The organism is Enterococcus raffinosus (assembly GCF_001886185.1).
Classification (GTDB): Bacteria; Bacillota; Bacilli; order Lactobacillales; family Enterococcaceae; genus Enterococcus_A; species Enterococcus_A raffinosus.
Genome location: NZ_JXLA01000009.1, coordinates 38,305 through 63,646 on the forward strand (window position 1 = coordinate 38,305; position 25,342 = coordinate 63,646).

Annotated in this window: 34 protein-coding genes and 1 riboswitch; of the genes, 29 read left to right on the forward strand and 5 right to left on the reverse strand. The window is 39.5% G+C overall.

Annotated features, from left to right (window positions below):
• Positions 1 to 43: 43 nt before the first annotated feature.
• The 3 genes from RV13_RS06375 to RV13_RS06385 form a co-directional block, all read right to left on the reverse strand.
• Complete coding sequence (locus RV13_RS06375; protein WP_010746566.1) at positions 44 to 976, reverse strand: peptidylprolyl isomerase; 933 nt, start codon at positions 974 to 976, stop codon at positions 44 to 46.
• A 160-nt stretch (positions 977 to 1,136) separates the two neighbouring features.
• Positions 1,137 to 1,517 (reverse strand): YtxH domain-containing protein, encoded by a 381-nt coding sequence (locus RV13_RS06380; protein ID WP_010746565.1) that lies wholly within the window; start codon positions 1,515 to 1,517, stop codon positions 1,137 to 1,139.
• Entirely contained in the window at positions 1,518 to 1,943 is a 426-nt protein-coding gene (locus tag RV13_RS06385) for an HIT family protein (protein ID WP_010746564.1), read from the reverse strand.
• Between the two features lie 192 nt (positions 1,944 to 2,135).
• On the opposite strand from RV13_RS06385, the gene RV13_RS06390 reads away from it, so the two are divergent.
• The 16 genes from RV13_RS06390 (at position 2,136) to RV13_RS06465 (ending at position 13,791) form a co-directional block, all read left to right on the forward strand.
• Complete coding sequence (locus RV13_RS06390; RefSeq protein WP_010746563.1) at positions 2,136 to 2,873, forward strand: ABC transporter ATP-binding protein; 738 nt, start codon at positions 2,136 to 2,138, stop codon at positions 2,871 to 2,873.
• Positions 2,866 to 4,074 carry an ABC transporter permease gene (locus RV13_RS06395; RefSeq protein WP_010746562.1) on the forward strand — a complete coding sequence of 403 codons (1,209 nt, stop codon included), beginning with the start codon at positions 2,866 to 2,868 and terminating at the stop codon, positions 4,072 to 4,074. Before RV13_RS06390 ends, RV13_RS06395 begins: the two co-directional genes overlap by 8 nt.
• Before the next feature lie 3 nt (positions 4,075 to 4,077).
• Positions 4,078 to 4,947: a D-amino-acid transaminase gene (gene dat / locus RV13_RS06400; RefSeq protein ID WP_010746561.1), complete on the forward strand. Its 870-nt coding sequence runs from the start codon at positions 4,078 to 4,080 to the stop codon at positions 4,945 to 4,947.
• Between the two features lie 89 nt (positions 4,948 to 5,036).
• On the forward strand, positions 5,037 to 5,819 hold the full coding sequence (locus RV13_RS06405) for a phosphotransferase family protein (protein WP_010746560.1): 783 nt from the start codon (positions 5,037 to 5,039) through the stop codon (positions 5,817 to 5,819).
• A gap of 259 nt (positions 5,820 to 6,078) precedes the next feature.
• Positions 6,079 to 6,729 carry a tRNA (guanosine(46)-N7)-methyltransferase TrmB gene (gene trmB / locus RV13_RS06410; protein ID WP_010746559.1) on the forward strand — a complete coding sequence of 217 codons (651 nt, stop codon included), beginning with the start codon at positions 6,079 to 6,081 and terminating at the stop codon, positions 6,727 to 6,729.
• Positions 6,730 to 6,822: 93 nt separating this feature from the next.
• On the forward strand, positions 6,823 to 7,755 hold the full coding sequence (gene comGA, locus RV13_RS06415; RefSeq protein ID WP_028021113.1) for a competence type IV pilus ATPase ComGA: 933 nt from the start codon (positions 6,823 to 6,825) through the stop codon (positions 7,753 to 7,755).
• Complete coding sequence (comGB, locus tag RV13_RS06420) at positions 7,734 to 8,747, forward strand: competence type IV pilus assembly protein ComGB (RefSeq protein ID WP_028021114.1); 1,014 nt, start codon at positions 7,734 to 7,736, stop codon at positions 8,745 to 8,747. Before comGA ends, comGB begins: the two co-directional genes overlap by 22 nt.
• On the forward strand, positions 8,744 to 9,013 hold the full coding sequence (gene comGC / locus RV13_RS06425; protein ID WP_010746556.1) for a competence type IV pilus major pilin ComGC: 270 nt from the start codon (positions 8,744 to 8,746) through the stop codon (positions 9,011 to 9,013). The genes comGB and comGC overlap by 4 nt, the downstream gene beginning before the upstream one ends.
• Positions 8,985 to 9,452: a competence type IV pilus minor pilin ComGD gene (comGD, locus tag RV13_RS06430; RefSeq protein ID WP_010746555.1), complete on the forward strand. Its 468-nt coding sequence runs from the start codon at positions 8,985 to 8,987 to the stop codon at positions 9,450 to 9,452. Before comGC ends, comGD begins: the two co-directional genes overlap by 29 nt.
• On the forward strand, positions 9,430 to 9,711 hold the full coding sequence (gene comGE / locus RV13_RS06435) for a competence type IV pilus minor pilin ComGE (protein WP_231371722.1): 282 nt from the start codon (positions 9,430 to 9,432) through the stop codon (positions 9,709 to 9,711). Before comGD ends, comGE begins: the two co-directional genes overlap by 23 nt.
• Entirely contained in the window at positions 9,698 to 10,120 is a 423-nt protein-coding gene (gene comGF, locus RV13_RS06440; RefSeq protein ID WP_010746553.1) for a competence type IV pilus minor pilin ComGF, read from the forward strand. Before comGE ends, comGF begins: the two co-directional genes overlap by 14 nt.
• A complete protein-coding gene (gene comGG / locus RV13_RS06445) occupies positions 10,113 to 10,433 on the forward strand; it encodes a competence type IV pilus minor pilin ComGG (RefSeq protein WP_010746552.1) in 321 nt (106 codons plus the stop codon). Before comGF ends, comGG begins: the two co-directional genes overlap by 8 nt.
• Before the next feature lie 166 nt (positions 10,434 to 10,599).
• The gene (locus tag RV13_RS06450; protein WP_010746551.1) at positions 10,600 to 11,607 is read left to right on the forward strand and encodes a class I SAM-dependent methyltransferase; all 1,008 of its coding nucleotides are present in this window, start codon (positions 10,600 to 10,602) and stop codon (positions 11,605 to 11,607) included.
• Positions 11,608 to 11,655: 48 nt separating this feature from the next.
• Complete coding sequence (locus RV13_RS06455; protein ID WP_010746550.1) at positions 11,656 to 12,852, forward strand: acetate kinase; 1,197 nt, start codon at positions 11,656 to 11,658, stop codon at positions 12,850 to 12,852.
• Between the two features lie 144 nt (positions 12,853 to 12,996).
• Positions 12,997 to 13,347, forward strand: coding sequence for a BMC domain-containing protein (locus RV13_RS06460; RefSeq protein WP_010746549.1), 351 nt, complete (start codon positions 12,997 to 12,999; stop codon positions 13,345 to 13,347).
• A gap of 3 nt (positions 13,348 to 13,350) precedes the next feature.
• Positions 13,351 to 13,791, forward strand: coding sequence for a EutP/PduV family microcompartment system protein (locus tag RV13_RS06465; protein WP_010746548.1), 441 nt, complete (start codon positions 13,351 to 13,353; stop codon positions 13,789 to 13,791).
• 10 nt (positions 13,792 to 13,801) lie between these two features.
• Positions 13,802 to 13,983, forward strand: a riboswitch (cobalamin riboswitch).
• Positions 13,984 to 14,292: 309 nt separating this feature from the next.
• Here the strand turns inward: RV13_RS06465 and RV13_RS21315 are convergent.
• Positions 14,293 to 14,538 (reverse strand): helix-turn-helix transcriptional regulator, encoded by a 246-nt coding sequence (locus RV13_RS21315; RefSeq protein WP_231371721.1) that lies wholly within the window; start codon positions 14,536 to 14,538, stop codon positions 14,293 to 14,295.
• A 23-nt stretch (positions 14,539 to 14,561) separates the two neighbouring features.
• Positions 14,562 to 15,188, reverse strand: coding sequence for a PocR ligand-binding domain-containing protein (locus tag RV13_RS06470; protein WP_010746547.1), 627 nt, complete (start codon positions 15,186 to 15,188; stop codon positions 14,562 to 14,564).
• Positions 15,189 to 15,470: 282 nt separating this feature from the next.
• On the opposite strand from RV13_RS06470, the gene RV13_RS06475 reads away from it, so the two are divergent.
• The 13 genes from RV13_RS06475 to RV13_RS06535 all read left to right on the forward strand — a co-directional run bounded on the left by RV13_RS06475 (position 15,471) and on the right by RV13_RS06535 (position 25,341).
• Positions 15,471 to 15,749, forward strand: coding sequence for a BMC domain-containing protein (locus RV13_RS06475; RefSeq protein ID WP_010746546.1), 279 nt, complete (start codon positions 15,471 to 15,473; stop codon positions 15,747 to 15,749).
• Between the two features lie 17 nt (positions 15,750 to 15,766).
• A complete protein-coding gene (pduB, locus tag RV13_RS06480; RefSeq protein ID WP_010746545.1) occupies positions 15,767 to 16,576 on the forward strand; it encodes a propanediol utilization microcompartment protein PduB in 810 nt (269 codons plus the stop codon).
• 19 nt (positions 16,577 to 16,595) lie between these two features.
• A complete protein-coding gene (locus tag RV13_RS06485) occupies positions 16,596 to 18,257 on the forward strand; it encodes a propanediol/glycerol family dehydratase large subunit (protein ID WP_010746544.1) in 1,662 nt (553 codons plus the stop codon).
• A 156-nt stretch (positions 18,258 to 18,413) separates the two neighbouring features.
• The gene (locus tag RV13_RS06490; RefSeq protein ID WP_010746543.1) at positions 18,414 to 19,079 is read left to right on the forward strand and encodes a propanediol/glycerol family dehydratase medium subunit; all 666 of its coding nucleotides are present in this window, start codon (positions 18,414 to 18,416) and stop codon (positions 19,077 to 19,079) included.
• Between the two features lie 13 nt (positions 19,080 to 19,092).
• Positions 19,093 to 19,605: a diol dehydratase small subunit gene (locus tag RV13_RS06495; protein WP_010746542.1), complete on the forward strand. Its 513-nt coding sequence runs from the start codon at positions 19,093 to 19,095 to the stop codon at positions 19,603 to 19,605.
• Between the two features lie 38 nt (positions 19,606 to 19,643).
• Positions 19,644 to 21,479 carry a diol dehydratase reactivase subunit alpha gene (locus RV13_RS06500; protein ID WP_028021116.1) on the forward strand — a complete coding sequence of 612 codons (1,836 nt, stop codon included), beginning with the start codon at positions 19,644 to 19,646 and terminating at the stop codon, positions 21,477 to 21,479.
• Entirely contained in the window at positions 21,469 to 21,846 is a 378-nt protein-coding gene (locus RV13_RS06505; protein WP_010746540.1) for a glycerol dehydratase reactivase beta/small subunit family protein, read from the forward strand. The genes RV13_RS06500 and RV13_RS06505 overlap by 11 nt, the downstream gene beginning before the upstream one ends.
• On the forward strand, positions 21,843 to 22,418 hold the full coding sequence (locus RV13_RS21520; protein WP_010746539.1) for a BMC domain-containing protein: 576 nt from the start codon (positions 21,843 to 21,845) through the stop codon (positions 22,416 to 22,418). Before RV13_RS06505 ends, RV13_RS21520 begins: the two co-directional genes overlap by 4 nt.
• A gap of 238 nt (positions 22,419 to 22,656) precedes the next feature.
• Positions 22,657 to 22,941, forward strand: a complete 285-nt coding sequence (locus tag RV13_RS06515; protein WP_010746538.1) for a BMC domain-containing protein — start codon at positions 22,657 to 22,659, stop codon at positions 22,939 to 22,941.
• Positions 22,934 to 23,566 carry a phosphate propanoyltransferase gene (pduL, locus tag RV13_RS06520; protein WP_010746537.1) on the forward strand — a complete coding sequence of 211 codons (633 nt, stop codon included), beginning with the start codon at positions 22,934 to 22,936 and terminating at the stop codon, positions 23,564 to 23,566. The genes RV13_RS06515 and pduL overlap by 8 nt, the downstream gene beginning before the upstream one ends.
• A gap of 15 nt (positions 23,567 to 23,581) precedes the next feature.
• Positions 23,582 to 24,427, forward strand: a complete 846-nt coding sequence (gene eutJ, locus RV13_RS06525) for an ethanolamine utilization protein EutJ (RefSeq protein WP_010746536.1) — start codon at positions 23,582 to 23,584, stop codon at positions 24,425 to 24,427.
• Positions 24,428 to 24,483: 56 nt separating this feature from the next.
• Positions 24,484 to 24,990, forward strand: a complete 507-nt coding sequence (gene pduM / locus RV13_RS06530; RefSeq protein WP_010746535.1) for a PduM family microcompartment protein — start codon at positions 24,484 to 24,486, stop codon at positions 24,988 to 24,990.
• 87 nt (positions 24,991 to 25,077) lie between these two features.
• Positions 25,078 to 25,341, forward strand: a complete 264-nt coding sequence (locus tag RV13_RS06535; RefSeq protein ID WP_010746534.1) for a EutN/CcmL family microcompartment protein — start codon at positions 25,078 to 25,080, stop codon at positions 25,339 to 25,341.
• The last annotated feature ends 1 nt before the right edge of the window (position 25,342 follow it).

Genomic DNA, 25,342 nt, shown 5'->3' on the forward strand with positions numbered 1-25,342 from the left:
AAAGGGGAACTCCGCTTGGAATTCCCCTTTTGCTTTATACGAATTATTTTGTTGACTCAGTTGTAGCCTTTTTGCTTGAACTATTTGTTGTTAAGAAGTCAGATAAAATATTTTCGAATGAATCATCTTTGATCTTCACGTTGGCTTTCTTCAATTCTTTTGCGATAACCTCAGAAGAGAAGGTTTGGTCAGCAATTTTTGTATCTTCAGCAATTTGTTTCAATTCTTTTTTGTATTTATCCATGTCATTGCCCTTAGAAGAGTTTTTCTCCATTTTGACAATGTAGTAGCTTGATTGGTAAGTAGATGAATCCATCGCAGTAATTACATCAGAAACTTCGCCATTCTTCAATTTGAAGGCTGCTTCTTTGACTTCAGATGGAACGGTCGATGATTGTGAATCAAATTTGATTTCTCCACCATCTTCTTTTGTTGTTGAATCTTGTGATTTTTCTTTTGCGATTTTAGCAAAATCGCCTTTGTCATCTAGTTGTTTCTTGATTTCTTTTGCTTCATCTTCACTGCTTGCCAAAATAATACGTGCAGTTACTTCTGGATGGAATGAATCCCAAGCAGATTTTAGATCCTTATCTGTGATCTTCACGTGAGATTTCAAACCTTCTTGGAAAGCTAGTGATTGTTTCAAATACTCTTTATAAGATTTTTTTGTATAGCCAGCAGATTTCAATTGGCTTTCGAAACTGTCGCCTAATTGTTTTGCTTGCTTATCGTATTCTTTATCGATTTGCTTATCGGTTACTTTGTCACCATAAGCATTTTCGAAAACCTTGTAGATGATCATATTGCGAACTAAACTTTGGTTTGTTTGTTCTTTTTTCGCTTCATTATAGAAATCTTCGACGGTAATTTTTCCGCCTTTCATTGTTGCGATGTCTTGATTAGAACTTCCTGAACAAGCCCCCAGTACAACTACGCTAAGTAAGCCAGCAGTGGCTAAAAGAATCTTTTTTTTCATTTCTTTGCTACAACTCCTAAAATTTAATTTACATACGTTTGTTATTCCTTTTCAACTATAACACACCTAAAAATGTAAAGGAAAGGGGGGTAAAAATAGTTTCCGAGAAAATTCATAATAAAGACATAATTACTTAAGTGAACCAACTTAATCCTTACTATTATTCAATCGGACGTTCTAAAGAGAAGCGCCCTTTTTTTATGACTGTTGTTTCTTCTACTTGAGGCAATGCTTGATTGATTTTTTCTATTTGAGCCTGAATTTGTTGAATGCGAGGCTCTGCTTGGAAGCGAAACTCTTCAATATCTTTCTCAACCCCTGATTTAAAGGCAGGGACCAGCGTATCAAATGTTCCTTTTAGAGTCACCAGTGACTCTCTAAAATCGGTCAAATTATCATTAAGTTCGTCTGTTAATTCAACAAGTTCTCGAGTATTCGTAATTAGTTTCTCTCTTGTTTCTTCCCCTTTTCGAGGAGCTAACAGAAGACCGCCTAGTGTCCCAAGACCGGCACCAAATAGAATTCCTTTAAAAAAGCTCATTTATTTCACCTGCTCCTTGATCTTATCAGCGATCGCTTGCATTTCTTCGGGAGACTGCTGCTCCGCATGATTACCGAAGTGAATGGAAAAGTCATCGTTTTTACTATAACGAGGAACTAAGTGCACGTGAGAATGGAAGACTGATTGATAAGCTAATTCTTTATTATTATTTAGGATGTTTAGTCCTTCCATCTCAGGAAAAGCTTTCTCAATGGCACGAGCAATTTTAGGAATCCGTGCAAAAACCTCTGCGGCTAATGTCTCATCATACTCAAAAATATCAGTAACGTGTTGTTTTGGAACAACAAGAGTATGGCCCATTGTCGCTTGTGAGATGTCTAAAAAGGCATAAACTTTTTCATCCTCATAAATTTTGTAGCTAGGGATTTCTTGGTCGATGATTTTACAAAAAATACAATTTTCCATTGCAAACATCCTTTCTGATCAATTATGATTTTTATTTTATGTCGACGCTGTTGAAAAGAAATTCAACAACAGCCGTAAATTCTTCTTTTACTTTACCATAACTTGTTATACTTGTGCTGGAAAAGGTCAGGAGAACATTAAATATTTGTAGGATTCTGCTATAATATTAACTAAGAAATTGGAGGGAAAAAGATGAGCTTAGAAATTCAGCATGTTACGGGCGGCTACGGCCACTTGCCTGTTTTAAAAGATATTAATTTTGAAGTCCAAAATGGAGAAATGATCGGCTTGATTGGCTTGAATGGTGCGGGGAAATCCACTACGATCAAGAACATCATCGGTTTATTGACACCGCAAAAAGGAACTATTACGGTAGATAATTTGACGTTACAACAGGATCCAGAGAATTATCGAAAAAAAATCGGCTACATTCCTGAAACACCTTCATTATATGAAGAGTTGACTCTACGAGAACATATTGAAGTGACGGCGATGGCTTATGGTATTCCTAAAGAAGAAGCGATGCAAAGAGCAGAGACGCTACTGAAGACTTTTCGTTTAGAAAATCGGCTTGAGTGGTTTCCTGTAAATTTTTCTAAAGGAATGAAGCAAAAGGTCATGGTTCTGTGTGCATTCTTGATTCAACCAAGTCTGTACATTATTGATGAACCCTTCTTAGGGTTAGATCCTTTAGCGATCAACGCTTTGTTGGAACTGATGGTGACGATGAAGGAGCAAGGAGCGGCTATCTTGATGTCCACGCATATTTTGGCGACGGCTGAAAAGTATTGTGATCGTTTCGTCGTATTACATGAAGGGGAAGTACGAGCGCAGGGGACTCTGCAGGAGCTGCAAACAGAATTTGAGTTACCTGGCTCTTCTTTAGATGAAATCTATATCGCACTGACAAAGGAGAAAGAACATGCATGATTTTTTTCTATTAAGGCGACAACGCCATCAGAAAAAAATGATGAAATATATGCGTTACGTGTTAAATGATCATTTTGTCTTGGTGTGCTTGTTTTTAGTTGGCGGTCTAGCCTTTTACTATTCGAATTTATTAAAACAATTGCCGTCAGATTTCCCATGGAGTTTGCCGATTGTTGCTGTTGCGTGGTGGTTTATTTTACCATTTGGGAAATTAGCCACACTGGTGGAGCCTGCGGATATGACCTTTTTATTACCTAAGGAAAAAGAAATGGGTAGTTATCTGAGTCGCGGAGTGCGTCACTCGCTAGCATTTCCATTTGCTGTTGAGCTGCTTGTTTGTGGTGCCTTACTACCATTAGTGGTTCTAGCTAAGCAAATCAGCTTCATAAATTTTTTCTTCTATTTATTCATGTTGTGGGGATTGAAATATTCTCATCTAAGATTACAACGACTAGCTTGTTATCAGAAAACCTATGAGCAAGCACGGCGATTATTCCTATTATGGTTTATTGCCAGTGGTGTGATAATTTTTGTTAGTCTTTATGTTACCGCCTGGGTTGGCACAGTGCTTGCTTTTGTTTTGACGTTTTGCTTCTTATCATTAACTCAAGAAAAAGAGCGTCTACTGGACTGGAGTAAAATGATTGACCGTGAAAATGCGCGGTTGCATCGTATTTATCAATTCATTAACTTGTTTACCGATGTGCCGGAGGTCGAAGCAAAAGTCCATCGTCGTAAATACTTGGATTTTCTATTAGCTAGAATCTCTTCCAAACAGGAAAATACGTATTTGTATTTATTTGCCAGAGGTGCTTTACGTGGTGCGGAGTTCGGAGGCTTATTTTTCCGCTTGCTGATTGTTGGCAGTGTGTTATTGTTCTCATTAAATGACTTTCGCTTTATAATCGGTATCAGCGCATTGTTTATCTATTTGATTGGGTTCCAAATGATTCCCTTGTACAATCAATTTGATTACATTAGTGCGGTCCAGCTTTATCCAGTACAAATGAAATATAAAAAAACTGCTTTGCAGAGATTAATGGTGATGTTGCTGTTTGGCGCAGCGCTTCTCTTCGCTTTGTGTAGTTTGGTTCACTTGTCAGTTGTTGAAAGTTTGGTTTTACTTGTGTTGCTTTTGATTGAGATCGGATTATTTGCATGGTTGTATCTCCCGGTAAGAATAAAGAAAATGGAGGCTTAGTGGATGAAAGTATTATGGAATGAAAAAATTGTCGATGAATCAGAAGTTAAAATTGATTTGGAAGATCGTGGTTATCAATTTGGCGATGGTATTTATGAAGTGATTCGTATTTATGATGGCTATATGTACATGGAAAAGGAACACTTGGATCGTCTATGGGTCAGTGCGGAGAAAATTAGAATGACTCTTCCATTTACTAGAGAAGAATTAAGCCAACGGTTGCATCGTTTAGCCAAAGAGGTTGGACTGGACAATGCCCGTGTATATTTTCAAGTGACTCGCGGGACTGCGAAGCCACGTTTGCATGATTTTCCAGATCCAAAAGAGGTTCAGCCTGTTTTAATGGCGGATATTCAACCAGCTTCACGTCCGGCTGCAAAGCAAAATATTGGTATTCGTGCGGGAATCGTTGAAGATAAGCGCTGGTTGCATTGTGATATTAAATCAATCAGTTTATTAGGAAATATTCTTGCTTTAGATGAAGCACAGCAAAAAGGGTATGACGAAGCCGTCTTGGTTCGTGATGGCAACGTGACAGAGGCCTCCGCATCGAATCTATGGATGGTAAAGGACGGTATCATCTATACACACCCTGACAGCAATTTGATTTTACCAGGAATTGCAAAAATGAAAATTCGCGAGCTGACTAAAGCGTTAGGGATTGAGCTTAGAGAAGAAACGTTTACTGAAAAGGAATTGCTGGCCGCTGACGAATGCTTTAAAACTAGTTCAGTAGCGGAAGTAATGCCGATTGTTGAGATCAATGATCATAAAATTGGTGACGGAATGCCAGGGAAAGTTACGAAAAAAGTTCTTGATGCCTATATTGAAGCGGTGAACTTAGCGGTTCAAGCACATCGCGATGAAAAATAATCAAAGAAGAACATACATGCCCTTGACGAAGTGCCTTTCCCCGACTAAAATAGTAAATACGTTTAAAATGCTAGGGGAGGGCCTTGGGAATGGAGTTTCAGTTAGATAGTGACTGGCGTGTGCAGCCGATCAAAGGTGATACGGGAAAAACGTATATCGGCTATCGAGACGAAGATCGCGTCTTCATTAAACGAAATACCACTCCGATGTTGGCTGCTTTATCCCGTGAAGGAATCGCACCCAAGCTTGTGTGGATCAAGCGGACAGGGAATGGGGATACGTTAACTGCACAAGAGTGGCTAGATGGGCGAATCCTCGAACCAGAAGAAATTCCTCGTCGTAATGACGTGGTGGATGTTTTGTACCATCTTCATCATTCACCTTCATTGAAAGTCATGCTGAAGAAAATGGGTGGACGTCAAGTGTCGCCGCAACAGCTTCTAGCGGATTATGAAGCAAATTTGCCAACCATGATTGAGCAAAATAGCTTTATTGAGTTAGTCTATGATTATTTAAAGAAAAATATTCCAACGTATGCCAAAAAGAATTACACCGTTGTTCATGGCGATGTAAATCATCGAAATTGGATAGTATGTTCGAATTATTTATATTTAGTTGATTGGGATTCAGTCATGTTTGCTGATCCGGCACTGGATGTTGGAACGATTTTAGGTAATTATGTGCCGTTGTCTAGCTGGAGTAAGTGGCTTGTACGATATGGTATTCGGCCAACGGATGAGAACATGGAGCGGGTTTATTGGTATGGTCTGATGAGTTTGCTTTTAGAAATCGCTCGTCAATACAAGCGCAAAGAATACCATCATATGAATCAATCGATTTTACAATTAAAACGAATTTTTGCAGGAAGCTGAACATTTCGTTCAGCCTTCTTTTTTGCCAGTTATGCTTTTCGCAGTTTCATTAGATTTGACCACTAGGATAAAAAATTTATTCTTTATAATGGACAGGTAGTTTAGCATAATGGTATGCGAAGTGAGAAAAAACTCATTTTTCTGTTCTTTAGAAAAATGAATACGAAATTAGAACTAGCTATGAGTTCTGCTTTTCGCAGTTATACAAAAGAGAAGTTACTGAGTGCATGAAATAGAGTGAATTATTTGGAGGAAAACAATGCGGGTAAGAAATCGTCCAGGCGCTGCTGAAATGTTGGCAGCTCGTCCTGAATATGTAGTACAAGATCCAGAAGGCTGGAAGGGTCGCTGGTCCGAACGTTTTGGTAACGACCATCCGATTCATATTGAAATTGGGATGGGAAAAGGTCAGTTCATTACTGGAATGGCTGCTGCTCATCCAGAAATCAATTATATTGGAATAGAGATGCAAGTTAGTGTTATTTCCCTTGCGTTGGACAAACTAGTTGAGGCAGAGCTTCCTAATTTGCAATTATTGCATGTCGATGGGTCCGAGTTGACCAATTACTTTGCAGATAGTGAAGTTGATCAAATCTACTTAAATTTTTCTGATCCTTGGCCGAAGAAGAAACATGAGAAGCGCCGTCTAACGTCCCCTAGTTTTCTAGCTGTAGATGAAACGATTTTGCGGCCTGCCGGGGAAATACACTTCAAAACTGATAACCAAGGTTTATTTGAATATTCCTTAAGCAGTTTTTCAAAATATGGGATGACGCTTGAGCAAGTCTGGTTGGATCTACATGAGAGCTCATATGAAGGAAATATTATGACTGAATACGAAGAAAAATTTTCTAACAAAGGGCAGCGTATTTATCGAGTAGAGGCACGCTTTCAAGACAAAACAAAATAAGAATTTTTGAGAAGGTAAATCAATTTTTTGGTTTATCTTCTTTTTTTGAAGCCAAAAGATTTTTTTACGTATATTATTTTTGAGGTGAAAGGAATGGAGATTGAAAAGCTTTCAGATGATCTGATTCAACATGGCTTCGAACATCAAATGCAAGACTTATATTTATTACCTCAAGGAGAGAAGTACCGCTGCTTCTTTCGGCGAGGACCCTTCTATGAGCGCGAAAACTCAAATCTATCCTATGTTAAAAATGAATTGTGTGTGGATACGGCCTTGCAGCTGATTAATCGGTTTAAGTATCTGGGTCAGATGGACGTCAGCGAAAAAAGAAAAGCGCAATTGGGTGCAATCTCCTATTCCTTGCCTCATGGTGAACAAAGACTGCGACTTTCCACTGTGGGAGACTATTTGCAGCGAGAAAGTTTAGTCGTTCGCTTTTTACACCAATTTGGTCGCAGTTCTGAAGTCTATCATGTGCCAGAACAGCTAGAGGTTATTCGAAAGCATAGCAAAAAAAGAGGTCTTTACTTATTTTGCGGTCCAGTCGGGTCAGGCAAAACAACGTTAATGTACAAACTAGCTAGAGAAATAGATGGACGGGTACTAACAATAGAAGATCCAGTAGAAATAGAAGAGCCTGATTTTTTGCAGTTGCAGGTAAATGAAAAAATTTATCAAAGCTATGAAGAATTGATCAAATTATCGCTGCGCCATCATCCAGACGTCCTAATTATTGGAGAGATACGCGACACGAAAACAATTCAAGGTGCAATTCGAGCAGCTTTGACAGGACATTGTGTTTACGCGACTCTGCATGCTGCCAGCTTGGAATCTGCTCATGCAAGGGTTTTTGAATTGGGAGGCGAAGCAACTCTGCTCAAGGAATGTTTGCAGGGCATTGTTTATCAGGAATTATTGCCATTGGATGAAACAATTGGACTATTGACAAGCTATCGATTCTATCAAGAGGATATTTTATATACATGGGAGGAAGGGCTAAAAGCATGCGGCGCAGGACAAAATTAACTAGAAAACAGCGAATTGATTTTGTTCATTTGTTAGGAGATTTATTGGAAAACGGATTTAGCTTGCAGCAGGCTTTTGACTTTTTCAGCAATGCGAATCTCTTTAGAACGACGATTTTAGAGAGTATTCAGACTGATCTAAACAAAGGGGAAAGTCTGGCAAAGAGCTTTGCACGATTAGACTATTCGAATGACCAGCTTTTACAAATTGAACTGGCCGATTCGCATGGCAACCTGTCTCAGACGCTATTAGGTATTGCAAGCCAGATGAAACTCATGCAGCGTCAACGAGAAAATTTTCTTAAAGCAGTTTCTTATCCCGTTCTTTTACTTCTTTTTTTACTGGTTATTTTGTTAGGAATGCGTTTTTTCCTATTACCGCAATTACTGGCTGGTGGGATGATCAAACCGGATGATTTTTCAGTTCAATTGATTACAGCAGTGCCTTTCATTGGACTAGGAATATTGCTTTTTTTGTTACTATTACTTTTTTGTTGGCATTATTTTGGTAAAAGATATACATACTTAGCTCGGTTTCGTTATCTAGCTAGAATTCCTTTAATTGGAACCCTATTCAGCAACTATTATTCAGCTTATTTCGCCTTAGAGTGGGGAAAATTATTTCAGCAAGGGTTGGAATTGAATCAAATCATTGACTGCTTGTTAGCAATTGATGGCAACTCTTTGATGCAGGAATTGGCTGGTGATTTAAAAGTTCGTCTAGCTCAAGGGAATGCTTTAGCGGAGGAATTACGAAAGTATCCTTTTCTAACCAAGGAATTTAGTCGAATCGTTTTTCAAGGAGAAGCTCGAGGAAACTTAGGAAAAGAATTATTGACATACAGTCAACTAGTTTGGCGCCGTTTTTTCAATCAGCTAGAGTTTATGTGTTCCTGGTTGCAGCCGTTTGTTTTTTTACTTGTCGCATTATTGATTATCAGCTTGTATTTGACGATGCTCTTGCCAATGACAAATTTGGAGGGAATCTTGTGAAGAAAAAAGTTTCTGGCTTTACATTAATAGAAATGCTAGTTGTTCTTTTCGTAATCAGCTTATTGTTGCTGCTTTTTGTACCAAAGCTGATCAATCAAAAAGACAGTGCCACAAAGAAAAGTGATGCGGCTATTGCAAAAGTTGTCGAAACTCAGATTGAGGTTTTTGAGTTGGATCATGGTAGAACACCGAGCAAACAAGAATTAATTGATCAGGGCTATGTTAAGGAGAAGCAATATGAAGCCTATGAACGCAATAAAGAATAGTAGTGAGAGTGGCTTTACACTTTTTGAAACGTTGCTCGTTTTATTCTTGGTTTGCAGTTTTGTTTTATTACCAACAATTGCGCTTAAAAGTTGGCAGTCTCAGTTGGAGAAGAAGTTCTTCTACTACCAATTTGAGAAATCAATTTTACATTTACAACAAGTGGCTATTACTGACCATCGCGGCACTCGAATTGAGCTTCATAAGGACCAACAGAGGATCATATTTTATACGATTCATACAGAGCTGCCGTGGAAACGGCTTAATGTACCGGACGCTATTCAATTAGAAAGTAGGGACACAATCTTTTTCAGTGCAGGAAAAGGAAATATTTCAACAGATCAGCCGGGAAACGGAAATATTCCTAAAGTAGTCTTTTATGATAATGGTCAAATTATCTATCAATTCCAAATGGGAAGTGGTCGTTTTGAAAGGAAATAATGGATATATCTTGTTAGAAAGTCTAATCAGTCTGGCGGTTTTGATCATTATTGTTTCGAGTTATGTAGAAGTAACGGTGAAGATGCAGAAGGACAGCCAACAACGTCTAAGCAGTATCTCAAATTATCGTGATCTTTATAATGAGACTCGACGGTGTCGTTTGCATTCTGTTTCTCCGGTCGAACCGCAGATAGAAGTTTCTTTAGAGCAAGGTCGAGCATCAAACCGGCAAGGAGGCATTCTGATTGTCAAAAAATAGTGGTTTTACCTTGCTTGAAAGTTTAGTCGCTCTATTAATGCTGAGCGGAATTCTTTTGCTGCTCTCAGGTCTAATTCAGCATGCCCATAAAATGGAGCGAGCTATGAGTGGTTATCATCAATTAGAATGGGAAATTTTCTTGATTCAGTTGGATAATGAGTTGAGCGAGGTGAATTATATCGGGACTACGCAGACTGAAATTTCAACTGAAATAGAAGATAAGGGAAGAGTGGTTCCATTGGTCATAAAAAAAGTAAATAGAAGAATTATTAAAAGACAGTCTGGTGGGAATCAGCCATTATTGACGGGAGTGGATCAATTTGTATGCCAAGAAAAAAATCATGGAGTGGATTTTATCGTTACCTTTACTGATGGGAAAAAGAAAGAAGGAACATGGATCTTTGAATAGCCAAGGCGGAATACTGTTATCCGTACTGTTGGCTATTTTTTTGTTTAGTTTTTTATTGATGAATATGGTAACCAGTTATCACCAAACGGTTGATTTGGCATCACGGACTGAGCAATTGTATCAAGCTAAAATTGCCAAGGAACTTTTTTTAGCTGAGTATCCTCAATTAACGTCAAAAAAAGGGACATGGGGGTTTAACAAAGGAGAGATAACTTATCAGAACGAACAAGATCGGGTAAAGATTACAGTGAAAATTAAAAAGAAAACATATCATTTTTATGAAAAAAATAGCACATCAAACTCCTCAGACTGATATAGCACGTGAGCTCATGCGAAAACGAGTGTTTTTATTGTAAAAGATACTTTTATATGGAATTAGAAAATCAATGATAAAAGAAAGAAAGCGATTGATTAATTGGAACATGTCCGCTAAAATAGAACAGGTATCGTGAGTGTTATATTAGTTAGTGAGGTGCAAGATGAATCCAGAGAAAATTGAGACAGCTTTTTCTTTGATGGAAGAAGCGATCATCGCATTGCAGCATTCACTAGGGACTTCTTTTTTTGACGCTTACATCGAAAATACGGAGAACTTAGTTGACAATGCAAAAGTACGTGTGCTTGATCAACAGCCAGACGAAGCTACTGTGAAAAAGGTAGAGGCACTCTATCAGGAATTATTAGCTTTAGAGTTAGAAAAAGAAGATTGGCGGAAATTGACACAATTAGTTTTACTAAAAGGATCGAAAACTGAAAGTCTACAGCCCAATCATCAATTGACGCCTGATAGTATTGGCTTTTTATTTGTCTTTTTGATTGAACAATTGACGTTAAAAAAAGAACAGCCATTAGATATTTTAGATATTGCTGTCGGTATGGGGAATCTATTACTGACAACAGTGATCAATTTGCAAGCGGCTAACTACACTGTCAAAGGAATCGGCGTGGATAACGACGAAACTTTATTGGCAATTGCGGCTTCAGACAGTCTTTTAATGGATGAAGAAATTCAATTATTCCACCAAGATAGTCTGCAAGACTTATTAGTTGATCCAGTTGATTATGTTATTGGCGATTTACCTGTGGGGTATTATCCAAATGATCAGCAGGCTGAAAAATTTGCTACCCATTCTGAGAAGGAGCATAGTTATGCCCACCATCTTTTAATGGAGCAAGGAATGAAGTACGTGAAACCAGACGGCTTTGGTCTATTCTTAGTTCCTAGTAATTTCCTTGAGACTGAGCAGGGACCATTACTGCAAAAATGGTTGAAGGATGATGTGCTGCTGCAGGGAATCATTCAATTGCCGGATGAATTATTTAAGTCTGAACATTCGCGTAAGAGTATTTTACTACTGCAGAAAAAAGGTGAGACTGCTCAGCAGGCGGAAAAAGTTTTGCTGGTTCACTTACCATCCTTAAAAGATCCAGCACAAGTAACAGAATTCTTCAAAAAATTCGAGGACTGGAAGTCTTCTAATTTATAAAACTGCTCAAAAGAGCGGACAGCAATTCAATTATAAAGGAGAGTAAAAATGTCAAAAACAATTGCAATCAATGCAGGTAGTTCAAGTTTGAAATGGCAGCTTTATCAAATGCCTGAGGAATCAGTAATCGCAAAAGGAATCGTTGAACGGATTGGTTTGAACGATTCAATCTTTACAATTAAATATGGCGATGGACAAAAATTTGAACAAATTTTAGATATCAAAGACCATGAAGTTGCGGTTCAAATGTTATTAGATCAATTAATTGAACTTAAAATCATTGCATCATTTGATGAAATCACTGGCGTTGGGCACCGCGTGGTAGCTGGCGGCGAATACTTCAAAGATTCTGTTTTAATCGATGATGATGTTTTAGCCAAAATTGAAGAGTTAAGTGAATTTGCACCACTGCATAATCCAGCAAATGCCATGGGAATCAAAGCTTTCCGTCATATTTTACCAAATGTAACGAGTGTGGCTGTTTTTGATACTTCTTTCCATGCAACAATGCCGGCAACAAATTATTTATATAGTATTCCCAAAGAGTATTATGATAAATACTCTGCTCGTAAATATGGTTTCCACGGAACAAGTCATCGTTACGTTTCCGAACGTGCAGCTGAATTGCTTGGCAAACCTATCGAAGAAACGAAGATCATCACTGCACATATCGGTAATGGCGGATCAGTAACTGCTGTTGAAGGTGGAAAATCAGTGGACACTTCAATGGGCTTCACACCTTTAGCAGGTTTGACAATGGGAACTCGTGCAGGAGATATCGATGCTTCGCTACTTCCATACTTAATGGAAAAAGCAGGAATTAAAGACATCAACGAAATGATTGATGTGTTAAATAAAAAGTCAGGTGTTTTAGGACTAACTGGTATCTCAAGTGATATGCGTGATATCGAGAACGGAGCAGATGAAGGCAATGAAGAAGCTATTCTAGCCTTAGATATTTATTGTGATCGCATCCGTAAGTATATTGCTCAATATATTTCAGTAATGAACGGTGTTGATGCTATTGTCTTCACAGCCGGTGTTGGTGAAAATGCTGATCCTGTTCGCCGCATGGTTTTAGAAAAAATGACTTGGTTCGGCATTGAAATCGATGAAGAAATCAATAAGAGCATCCACGGAAAAGAAGCAGAACTTTCAACAAAGGATTCTCGTGTGAAGGTTTATGTGATTCCAACAGATGAAGAAGTTATGATCGCTCGTGATGTTGAGCGTTTAGGGAAATAGTTTGTTAAGCCTTTGTCTTCTGGAGACAAAGGCTTTTTTAGTCATTGTTGTGTAAGAAATCCGAAGGCATAATTTTGTTGTATTAGAACAAAACTATGCTATTTTTTTATGCTAAACTTTTTTATGAAAGTGAGAGTGACTGTCATGAGTGAGAAAAGAAATATTGAACGTTCTATTCAAGAATATGTTCCCGGGAAACAGGTCACGCTTGCTCATTTGATTCCACATGCCAATCAAGAAGTTTTTGAAAAGCTTGGTCTTGAACATACTGGTGATGCGATTGGTATTTTAACCATTACACCAAGTGAAGCGTCAATTATTGGTGCGGACATTGCTAAAAAATCAGGAAATGTATCGATTGGTTTTATGGATCGTTTTAGCGGAGCAGTCGTGATTATCGGTGAAGTGTCCTCTGTAGAATTTGCCCTAAAGCAGGTAACGAATTCACTCGCAACAATTTTAGATTTTGACGTTGCAGAAATTACTAGGACATAACGGATGAAGCGAGTTATATTTATAGGTGAGACTGGCTCGGGGAAAACAACCCTGATGCAAATTCTTAATGAATGGGAAATCAAATATCATAAAACACAACAGGTCTATTTTACAGATAATGTGATCGATACACCGGGTGAGTTTATGGAAAATCGTTTCTATTACAATGCTTTGGTGAGCTCCGCTGTCGGTGCGGATTGCATTGCTATTGTTCAAAGTATTACGAGTAAACAAAATTATTTTCCACCTTGTTTTTCTTCACGTTTTACAAAACCGATGATTGGAATTATTACGAAAACAGATATAGAGCATAGTCAAGAGGAATTTGATATAGCGCAAAAAAGACTTCGGTTAGCTGGAGCAAAAAAAGTTTTTTCCTTATCTGCAGTTAATCAAGAAGGAATCTCAAGTTTGAAAGAGTTCTTATTAACGAATGGATTTTGACAACGCATACATTCTGAGTTATTATGTAGGCGGATAGAATTGAATAAGAGCATTTGGAACAGGGAACAAGGTGAGAATCCTTGGCAGACCCTTTCTACTGTATTGCGGACGACATCTCAATGAGCCACTTTCGGGAAGGCGAGATGAAGGATGATGCGAAGTCAGGATACCTGCCCACTTGCTGAGATAATTGTATTGGGAGAATTATTTCACCATTAAAAGGGTCAGATCGACGTTTATTTGGTGAGGTGTCTTCCAGACACCTCACCTTTTTTTCGAGTTTCACTTTTTGTAGTTTGTACAGCAAAAAAAGAAATCATTGATTTAGATTAAATTGTGGATAATGATGCTAGTGGAATCGCATGCGTAACGAAATAAGCTCATTTTTCCGGTTTTTGAAAAATGAATATCCTTAGGATTGTTTTCTTCAGTCCAATCCCTTTACACTGCGAAAAGCAGAACTCGCAAAAAAACAGCCGTAATTCGGCCGTTTATCAGGAGTTATTTGATTTTTCGATAATTGACGGGTGTCATACCAACAAGTTCTTTGAATATTTTACAGAAGTAGCTAGTCTGAGAATAGCCGATATTTTGAGAAATAGACTTTATACTCAAGTTGGATTGAGTCAAAAGAACTTTCGCTTGTTCAATTCGTTGCTGATTTAAATAGGTGATAAAGCTGACGCCAATTTCTTTTTTGAATAAACGGCTGAAATAAAATTGGCTTAAGTAAACATGATTAGCCACATCTTCAAGCGTTAAGTTGGTGGTTAAATTGGTATCAATATAAGAAATCGCCTTGCGAATCTCATCATTTTTCGAATTGATTGTATTTTTTGTCTCTTTTTTGTTTGAATGAAAGTTAAACTTGATTTGTTCACGTGGGTCAGTGTCGTTAAAGTGGTAGTCGCCAATTGTTTTGAGCAGAGCAGCCGCAGATTCAATTTGAGTCGTATTAACAGTCTTGATTTTTTTCTAGCTTGACGTAATTCTGGGGAAGATTCCCAGTGAGTAACGATCGGGTGGATGCGAGTAAAGGAGTTCTCAGTGTCATCGTTCATCTCTACTTGACCAAATAATGCGAATCCAATCAATTGATTATTGCGAATAATAGGTAATGAGATATCTGTAAGTCCAGCATGGCAACGATAAATACAAGGGTTACCATTTTTTGAGGCTTCAAGGCCTCCAAATGCATCACATTTTTGGCAAAGAGATTTAAACTCTGGCTTCGAACGCATAATCTGACAAAAAGGGGAAAAGTTATACAGGTCAGAAGTTTCCTTTCCATGTATATCAACGAGGACCGAGCCAAAATCTGCTGCTAGAGCGAAATCTTGGATTGTTTTGGAAAGTTGCAAGGAACTTTGCGAATTCAATGTACTGATATTTTCCATGTAAGCGCCTCCTAGTCATCTATTATTCTACCAGAACACAAATTCAATTTAAATCGCGATAATACCAATAACATTATTTTGACTAGCAGAAGACAAAATTTTGCTATTTTTTGACCTTAATTGACTTCTTATTAAGGCTTGTTTGGCGTTGTCTTGACATAATGTGATGACAAAATATTAATATTGCGAATAATCGGACTAAAAGATAGGACAAATTTGTTCTATCTTTTTTGTTTATCATAATAAATGTAAGTGCTATCAAAAAATTAGGAGGAATGTTTTATGCAACAGGAAGCGTTAGGAATGATTGAAACTAGGGGGTTGATTGGTGCTATTGAAGCAGCTGACGCGATGGTAAAAGCTGCGAATGTTTCCTTAATTGGAACGGAGAAAATTGGTTCTGGATTAGTCACTGTAATGGTAAGAGGAGATGTAGGTGCGGTAAAAGCAGCAGTGGATGCAGGTGTTTCTGCGGCCGATGCAGTTGGAGAAGTTGTTTCTAATTATGTTATTCCACGTCCACACACTGAAGTTGAAGGCTTGCTCCCTAAATCAGAATAGAAAGGGTGGGATAGCTGATGGCAAACACGGATCAAAAGATCGAAGAGATCATGAAGCGCGTCCTCGCAAAAATGGAAACAGGAAATGAGATGAAAATAACTAACGGAGGAGATCAAAAAATGATTGAAAAGCAATGTGCATTGACTGAATTTGTAGGAGCGACAGAATTTGGAGATACAATTGGGTTAGTAATTGCTAACGTCGATTCCTCTCTTTTAGAAACAATGAAATTAGAAAAAAAATATCGTTCAATCGGAATTGTTGGTGCCCGTACTGGTGCCGGACCTCATATTATGGCTGCTGATGAAGCGGTGAAAGCAACGAATACGGAAGTAATCTTGATTGAAATGCCTCGCGATACAAAAGGTGGCGCCGGTCACGGGTCGATCGTGATTTTTGGCGGTGATGATGTATCAGACGTGAAACGTGCAGTAGAAGTAACGTTGAAGGAAGTAGATACACGTACTTTTGGTGATGTATATGGAAATGAAGCTGGACACATCGAATGTCAATATACTGCTCGTGCTAGCTATGCTTGCAACAAAGTCTTTGGTGCCCCTGTTGGCAAAGCCTTCGGAATTTTAGTAGGAGCTCCCGCTGCTATTGGTGTAGTAATGGCAGATACGGCCTTAAAATCAGCGAATGTTGACGTAGTATCTTATGCGACACCGCAAAATGGGCAAAGCTTCTCCAATGAGGTAACGATGACAATCACAGGCGATTCAGGCGCTGTGCGTCAAGCGATTATCTCAGCTCGGGACATTGGCTGTCAGTTACTTGGAACCATGGGAAGCACGCCTAAAAATGATCAACCATCATACATTTAATAGTGGGAGTGAAAAATAGATGAAATCAAAACGATTTGAAGAACTAGAAAAAAGACCGGTCAATCAAGATGGTTTCGTGGATGAGTGGGTAGAAGAAGGCTTAATCGCGATGCAAAGCCCTAATGACCCTAAACCAAGTATTAAAATCGTCAATGGCGAAGTGGTTGAGCTTGATGGAAAAGAAAAAGCTGACTTTGATTTGATTGATTCATATATTGCTCAATATGGAATTGACTTGACTCGTACCGAAGAAGTGATGGCCATTCCTTCGAAAGAATTAGCGAATAAAATCGTTGATCCAAACATTTCTCGAGAAGAAATCGTTCAATTAACCACAGCGGCAACACCAGGAAAATTGAATGAAGTGGTTGGTTATATGAACGTGGTTGAAATGATGATGGCGGTCCAAAAAATGCGGGCGCGTCGTCGGCCAACAACGCAATCACACGTAACGAATGTGCGGGACAATCCTGTTCAAATCGCTGCAGACGCTGCTGAAGGAGCATTGCGTGGATTTGATGAACAAGAAACAACCGTTGCCGTAGCTCGTTATGCGCCATTCAATGCGGTGGCAATCATGGTTGGTTCGCAAACTGGACGTCCAGGCGTATTAACTCAATGTTCATTGGAGGAAGCAACAGAGCTAGATCTAGGGATGCGTGGGTTCACTGCTTATGCAGAAACGATCTCTGTCTATGGAACTGAACAGGTATTTACTGACGGAGACGATACACCTTGGTCGAAAGGATTTTTGGCTTCCTGTTATGCTTCTCGCGGCTTGAAAATGCGCTTTACTTCTGGAACTGGATCAGAGGTACAAATGGGCTATGCGGAAGGTAAATCGATGCTGTATCTTGAAACCCGTTGTATCTATTTAACAAAAGCAGCAGGTGTTCAAGGCTTACAAAATGGTTCGATTAGCTGTATCGGTGTGCCAGGAGCGGTTCCGTCAGGGATTCGGGCGATTTTAGCTGAAAACTTGATTGCCATGCTGCTTGATTTAGAAGTAGCTTCTGGAAATGACCAAACCTTCTCACACTCTGATATTCGGAGAACGGCTCGCCTATTGATGCAATTCTTACCAGGAACAGATTTCATTTCATCAGGCTACTCGGCAACACCAAACTATGACAACATGTTCGCCGGTTCAAACTTCGATGCTGATGATTTTGATGATTACAATGTCATTCAACGTGACTTGAAGGTCGACGGTGGATTACGTCCAGTCAGTGAAGAAGATGTCGTTGCAGTGCGTAACAAAGCAGCGAGAGCGTTACAAGGCCTCTTTGAAAAACTAGGTTTGCCAACCATCACCGATGAAGAGGTTGAAGCAGCAACCTATGCTCGCGGCTCACAGGATATGCCTGAACGAGACATGGTTCAAGATATCAAGGCGGCACAGGAATTGTTAACGCAAGGGAAAACAGGATTGGATCTTGTTAAAGGATTGTCAGAAAGTGGTTTTGAAGATGTGGCGACGAGCTTGCTTAATCTTTTGAAACAGCGTGTAGCTGGCGACTTCCTTCAAACGTCTTCAATCTTTGATGCAGATTGGAATGTTATCTCTGCGGTGAACGACAAGAATGATTACGCTGGACCAGGAACAGGCTACCGACTAGATGGTTCAGAATGGGAAAAAGTTAAAGCAATTCCTAAAGCAATCAATCCGAAAGACATTTAAGAATGCTCCCGCTACTTTTCACCATACGATCAGTAGAGAGTGAAGGCATCAAACATTAAAGGTTGAAACATCGTGGAATGATATACGGCGAGAAAATGAGACTAATTTTTACGTTAGAAAAAATTAATTCCTTAATATGAAATAGGAGGATTAAAAATGACAGAACTGAATGAAAATCTTTTGCGCTCCATTATCAAAGAAGTGTTGACGGAAATGGAAGCGAGTACTGGAGACCAACCTGTTGCATTTGAACAAACAAAGACAGAGCCTGCAGCATCATCGGATTGGTTTAAATCTGTCGGTGTTGCTCAACCAGGAAATTCTCAGGATGAAGTAGTTATTGCTGTGGCACCGGCATTTGCAGAATCACAAACCACCAACATTCTTGGTGTACCCCACAAAGATATTCTGAAGCAAGTTATTGCTGGGATTGAAGAAGAAGGCTTAAAGGCACGAGTTGTAAAAGTTTATCGAACCTCTGATGTTGCCTTTGCCGGTGTCGAAGGAGATAAGTTGTCAGGCTCAGGTGTCTGTGTTTCTATCCAATCAAAAGGAACAGCGATCATTCACCAAAAAGATTTGCAACCGCTATCAAATCTAGAATTGTTCCCTCAAGCACCGCTGATTACTTTAGAAACCTATCGTGCAATCGGGAAAAATGCTGCAAAATATGCCAAAGGTGAATCACCAAACCCTGTGCCAATGATGAATGACCAAATGGCACGACCTAAATATCAAGCGTTATCAGCTTTGCTCCATATTAAAGAAACAAAGCACGTGGTAATCGGAAAACCAGCAGAAGAAATTTCTGTAACTTTATAGTGAGGTGACTAGAATGAATGAACAATCTATTGAAAGTTTGGTTCGAGGAATCTTAAAAGATATGAATAGCGGTGCAAGTCCTGCCGCACCAGAAAATTCAGTAAATTCTGGGGCAGCGACAGTAGCGGATTACCCAATCGCTAAAAACCATCCAGATTGGATTAAAACGAATACTGGCAAGACACTGGATGATATCACGCTAGAGAACGTATTAAATGGCTCATTAACACCAGATGATCTAAAAATTACTCCTCGCATTTTGAAAGCGCAAGGGGAGATCGCAACCAGTGCTGGAAGAAAAACAATTGCGAACAACTTTGACCGTGCGTCTGAGTTAACGGCTGTTCCTGATGCGCGAGTGCTGGAAATGTATAATGCTTTGCGCCCTTACCGTTCAAGTAAGCAAGAGCTGTTGGATATCGCTAATGAGCTGGAAACAAAATACCAAGCAAAAATCAGTGCAGCTTATGTTCGGGAAGCGGCAGCACATTATGAAAAACGGAAAAAACTTAAAGGTGACAACTAAATTCTAGTTCGGAAATTCAGGAAGAGGAGCAATGAATGATGAAACGTGTAATTGGGATTGATATTGGAAATTCCTCAACTGAAGTCGCTTTAGTTGAAGTCGATGACCATCAGCATGTCCGATTCCTAGAATCAGCAATTGCGGATACGACCGGAATAAAAGGAACGAAGAAGAATCTATTTGGTATCTACAAAGCGATTAATGAGGCTTGTTCAAAAAATCGCCTTAAGGTTGAAGACATCGATCTGATCAGGATCAATGAAGCAACGCCCGTTATCGGGGATGTGGCGATGGAAACCATCACAGAAACCATTATTACTGAATCAACAATGATTGGACACAATCCGAAAACACCTGGTGGATTAGGACTGGGTGTAGGAACAACGCTTCGGTTCAATGAGTTTGAAAAAGCAGGTAAAAAAGAGATCCCTTATATTTTAATCATTGATAAATCCTTTGATTTTGATGATGTGGCTAAAAAAATCAATCAGCTAGTCGCGAATGGTTATCTGATCACTGCTGCGATTATGCAATCCGATGATGCTGTTTTGGTGAACAATCGTCTAACACATAAAATTCCAATAGTCGATGAAGTTTCCTATATTGATAAAGTACCAGTAAACATGCTGGCTGCGGTTGAAGTAGCGGAAACAGGCCGGGGGGTTTCTCAATTATCTAATCCTTATGGGATTGCGACGGTTTTTGATCTTGATTCGGAGGCAACTAAAAATATTGTCCCTGTTGCAAGAGCCTTAATTGGCAATCGTTCTGCGGTGGTGATCAAAACGCCAAAGGGTGATGTCAAAGCACGAACAATACCTGCTGGTAAAATCGAGATCACTGGAGGAAATCGTCGTAGTACTGTAGGAATTTCGGCGGGTGCTGAAAAAATCATGGAAGCTGTATCGGCCTTTGAAGTAATCGATAACGTTACTGGAGAATCTGGAACGAATGTTGGCGGTATGCTGGAAAAAGTTCGCTTAACAATGGCTGAGTTGACGGATCGACCAGTCAATCAAATCTTTATTCAAGATTTATTGGCGGTGGATACCTTTGTGCCGATTAGTGTCAAAGGTGGTTTAGCCGGTGAGTTTTCAATGGAACAGGCGGTTGGGATTGCCTCAATGGTCAAGTCTGATCACTTGCAAATGTCCAAAATTGCTGATGAAATTCAACAGGATTTAGGCATTAAAGTTGAAATTGGCGGAGCGGAGGCTGAAGCGGCGATCTTAGGAGCATTGACCACACCGGGAACTTCTGCACCTTTAGCGATATTAGATTTAGGCGCGGGTTCGACAGACGCATCGATTATCAAAAAGGACGAAACTATTGTGGCGACCCATTTGGCAGGTGCAGGAGATATGGTAACGATGCTGATTCAATCGGAATTAGGTTTAGAGGATGTTTATTTAGCTGAGGACATCAAGAAGTACCCTTTAGCTAAAGTGGAGAATATTTTCTATATCCGTCATGAAGATGGTTCTGTTCAATTCTTTGATGAACCTTTAGATCCAGCTTTGTTTGCCAAAGTGGTGGTGGTAACACCTGATGGATATGTGCCAATACCAGGAGACGATTCCATCGAGAAAATCCGATTGGTTCGACAAACAGCGAAAGAACGTGTTTTTGTAACCAATGCGTTACGAGCTTTGCGGCGTGTTAGTCCGACAGGAAGTATTCGAGATATTCCGTTTGTCGTAATCGTTGGCGGTTCTGCTCTGGATTTTGAAATACCTCAGATCGTCACCAATGCACTGTCTCATTATGGATTAGTTGCGGGTCGAGGAAATATCCGACAAATCGAAGGACCGCGGAACGCAGTGGCAACGGGATTAATTCTCTCCTATCTAAGGGAGGGATTCGATGGAGCTTGATTTAAATGTTCGTCCAGTTGTGTTGATCTATATTTCTAAAAATGTGTCAACGGAGGATATTCAATACATTCTTTATGGCTTGGAAGAAGAAAAAATTCCTTTTTCGATTGAGCAAAGAGATTTTTCGACAGCGACAGAGGCTGCTTATGTCGCGTCGAACACTTCTTCTTTAAATGTTGGAATCGGCTACGTAAATAATGAAGCAGCTCTGCATTATAAAAATTTGGCACCAGAAACTCCTTATCAATCGATTCAACGAGTTGTAACTTGTCCGCCGATGATTTTGAAAAGGTTCGGCGGGAATGCGGCACGTTTAGTAAAGGGTGTGCCATTCAAATCAATTGATCCTATGGAGGTGAAACTATGAAACAAGCAATTGGCTTAGTCGAGGTGAAGGGTCTGGCTAGTGCTATCGAAGTATCAGATACGATGGTTAAGGTAGCAAATGTTGAACTTTTAGGCGTTGAAAAGGCAAAAGGGTTTGGCTGGATGACGGTTAAGGTTGCTGGTGACGTTGGCGCTGTGAAGGCAGCAGTTGATGCTGGTAAAGCAAAAGCAGTCGCCAACAATGTGTATTTGTCAGCACTGGTTATTCCTCGCCCAGCCAATAATTTAGAAAACTTCTTCTTTGCGAAGGAGAAAAAAGCCTCAGATTTACCTGCGGAAAGATCGGATAAAACGCCAATGGTTAACGAACCTGTGGTAGAAGAAGCGAAAAAAGTTTCAGATCAACCGAAATCAGAAGAGGAACCAGTGGCGGCGGAACCGATTAAAGAAACGACAGACAAAAAAGAGGCGGTAAAAGAAGAATCAATTAAGGAAGAGCCAATCAAACAAGATCAGGTTAAAAAAGAAAAACCAATCAAGGAAGAACCGAAGAAGAAAAAGAATCCTCCTAAAGGATCAAAGAAATCTTCGGAGTCCAAAAAGAAGAAATAGCGCCAGAAAGTAGAGCTCTTAAAAATAGGATTAATTTTTACGTCAGGAAAAATTAGTTCATTGAGATGAAATAGGATGGCAGTTCCACTTTTAGCAGTTAGATTCAAAAGAGATCAATCTGAAAGAAACTGTTAATTAAGAACAAAAAAGTATAGTGGAATGGTATACGGCTTGAAAATAGGATTAATTTTTACGTTAGGAAAAATTAGTTCTCTGAGATGAAATAGGAGGAATAGACATGAATGATGCATTAGGAATGATTGAAACAAAGGGACTTGTCGGAGCTGTAGAGGCAGCAGATGCGATGGTCAAAGCGGCGAATGTAACCTTAGTTGGGACTGAGAAAATTGGTTCTGGATTAGTTACTGTGATGGTTCGCGGAGATGTTGGTGCAGTAAAGGCAGCAGTGGATGCAGGAAGTGCGGCTGCTGATAAAGTGGGGGAAGTGGTTTCCGTTCACGTAATCCCAAGACCGCATCGTGATGTTGACGAAATTTTGGTCCCTAAAGTAGGCAATGAATAATTACAGTGTCGAGGAAATCAGAAAAATTGTTCGTGAAGTGTTATTGGAGATGCAAGCAGAAACATTTCCAATTGGCATCTCTAACCGACACATACATTTAACGGAAGAACATTTCAATATTCTATTTCCGAATGAAACGATAGAACCTCTAAAACCTTTGAAACAACCAGGTGAATTTGCGTCGAAACAGACAGTATCCTTAGTAGGAGCAAAAGGAGAAATTAAAAAGGTTCGAATCTTAGGGCCATTACGGAAACGATCTCAGGTAGAAATTTCAAAAACGGATGCACGAAATTTGGGTCTTCAGCCACCGATTCGTTTGTCTGGGAATTTAGACGATGCAGTGGAAATCATGATTCGCAGTAAGGCGGCAGAACTGACTATTCCTGCGGCTATCATAGCGAAACGCCATATCCATCTTAATTTTCAGGACTTGGAACGCTTGAAATTGAAGGAGGGACAGATTGTCTCAGTAGAGATTTTCGAAGGGACACGTAGAACGATTTTTCACGATGTAGAGTTGCGACCGGGAAAAAATTTTGTTTTAGAGATGCATGTAGATACAGATGAAGCCAACGCTGCAGATATTCAGCCAAATACAAGAGGACGGATTATCAAGGAATAATCCAGAGGAGGAAGTATGGAATCAATCGAAAAGGCCAATCAATTATTAACTTCTTTTCATGAACTTGTGAACACCAAACAAGCGCAGGCGTTTAATCCTGAAGATGGTTATAAAGTTGGAGTCGATTTAGGTACTTCCTCCATTGTATTAGTTGTTTTAGATGGAAAGAATCAGCCGGTTTTCGGTGCCTTCGAGTATGCAAACGTTATCCGAGATGGACTAGTCGTTGACTATCAACAATCAGTCCAAATTGTGAATCGTTTGCGTATTCAAGCAGAGGAAATACTTGGGTTTTCGTTGAAAGCAGCATCAGGCGCTATTCCACCAGGAACAGTGGGAAACAACAAGCGAGTAGTGGCAAATGTCATTGAAAGTGCCAATATGCTGGCGGATCATTTAGTCGACGAGCCTACAGCAGCTGCTCTAGTTTTAGGTGTAACTGAAGGTGCGGTAGTAGATGTCGGTGGTGGAACGACCGGTATCAGTATTTTTGAACAGGGACAGCCAATCATCGTCGAGGATGAACCCACTGGTGGGACACATATGACGTTGGTTATTGCTGGAAATAATAAAATATCAATTGAAGAGGCTGAACTGCTTAAGCGAGATCCAGCACGTGATCGAGAGAATTTTATTATTTGCCGTCCAGTGATCCAACGAATGGCGAATATTACTGCCAATGTCCTGCGAAAGCATCCAACAGAACCGATTTATGTTGTTGGTGGCGCCTCGTATCTATCTGAGTTTGAAAAAGAATTTTCAACGTATTTGAAACAAGAGGTATACAAACCGAAATATCCTCAATTTGTAACACCAATTGGAATTGCGATGTCATCTAAGCCAATCATGGATTTGATGTAAAGCGAGATCCAATGGAAACAGTCACTATATTAGTAATTAGAACTGGGAGTAAGAATATGGACGAGTTAATTAAGCGTATTATTTCAATTATCAATGAACGAGAGCAAAATACCTTAGTTCTTTCTTGTCGTACGCCTTCCCCTGTTAGCCAAGGAATTAGAAGCTTTCTATATAACAAGCATATTCATTTAACCGAGGTAGATATCCTATTTTTAGAGCGGTTCATAAAAAAAGACGAACAAGATCCACTGGTGAAATGGCTGTATCAAAGTTATAGCTATGATTGTCGTCTGACCTTTGAACTTGCTTTCTCAAACACAGATTTGATTCCCAATGAATTATTCAACGAATGCAGTGTTCGACTGCTTAATAATCAAGGAAAACAATACTTTCTATTACCAAAAAGGGTCATTACTTACCAACAAGTAGCGATGCTGACACAACAGGATATTCTACTCATTGCATCCAATCAGCTCATTACAGATTTGGCGAGGGACCGATTGCGGGAAAGAAAAGTCGTTGTTGAAGAAAGGATGTCCGTTCTACTTTTCGCAGGAATTTAAAGGAAACTAGCCGAACGTGAAAATGGATTTGTATGATAAATGCACGAAAAGTAACCCATCCTTAATTAGAGAAAGGAGTTCAACCCTATGCTGATGGCAAAAGTAATTGGAAGTGTCGTTTCAACTCAAAAGGATGCCTCATTAGTTGGAAAAAAATTGATGATCATTCAACCGATTAACTCTGAGCAACAGGATATTCGCTTCCAGCAGGTGGCGGCGGATACAGTAGGGGCTGGTATTGGAGATTATGTTTTATTAACTAGTGGCTCTTCTGCTAGAAAACTGTTTTCGACTCCTTCAGATGCTGTTGATTATGCAATTGTTGGAATTATTGACACGTTTGATTTTTAGG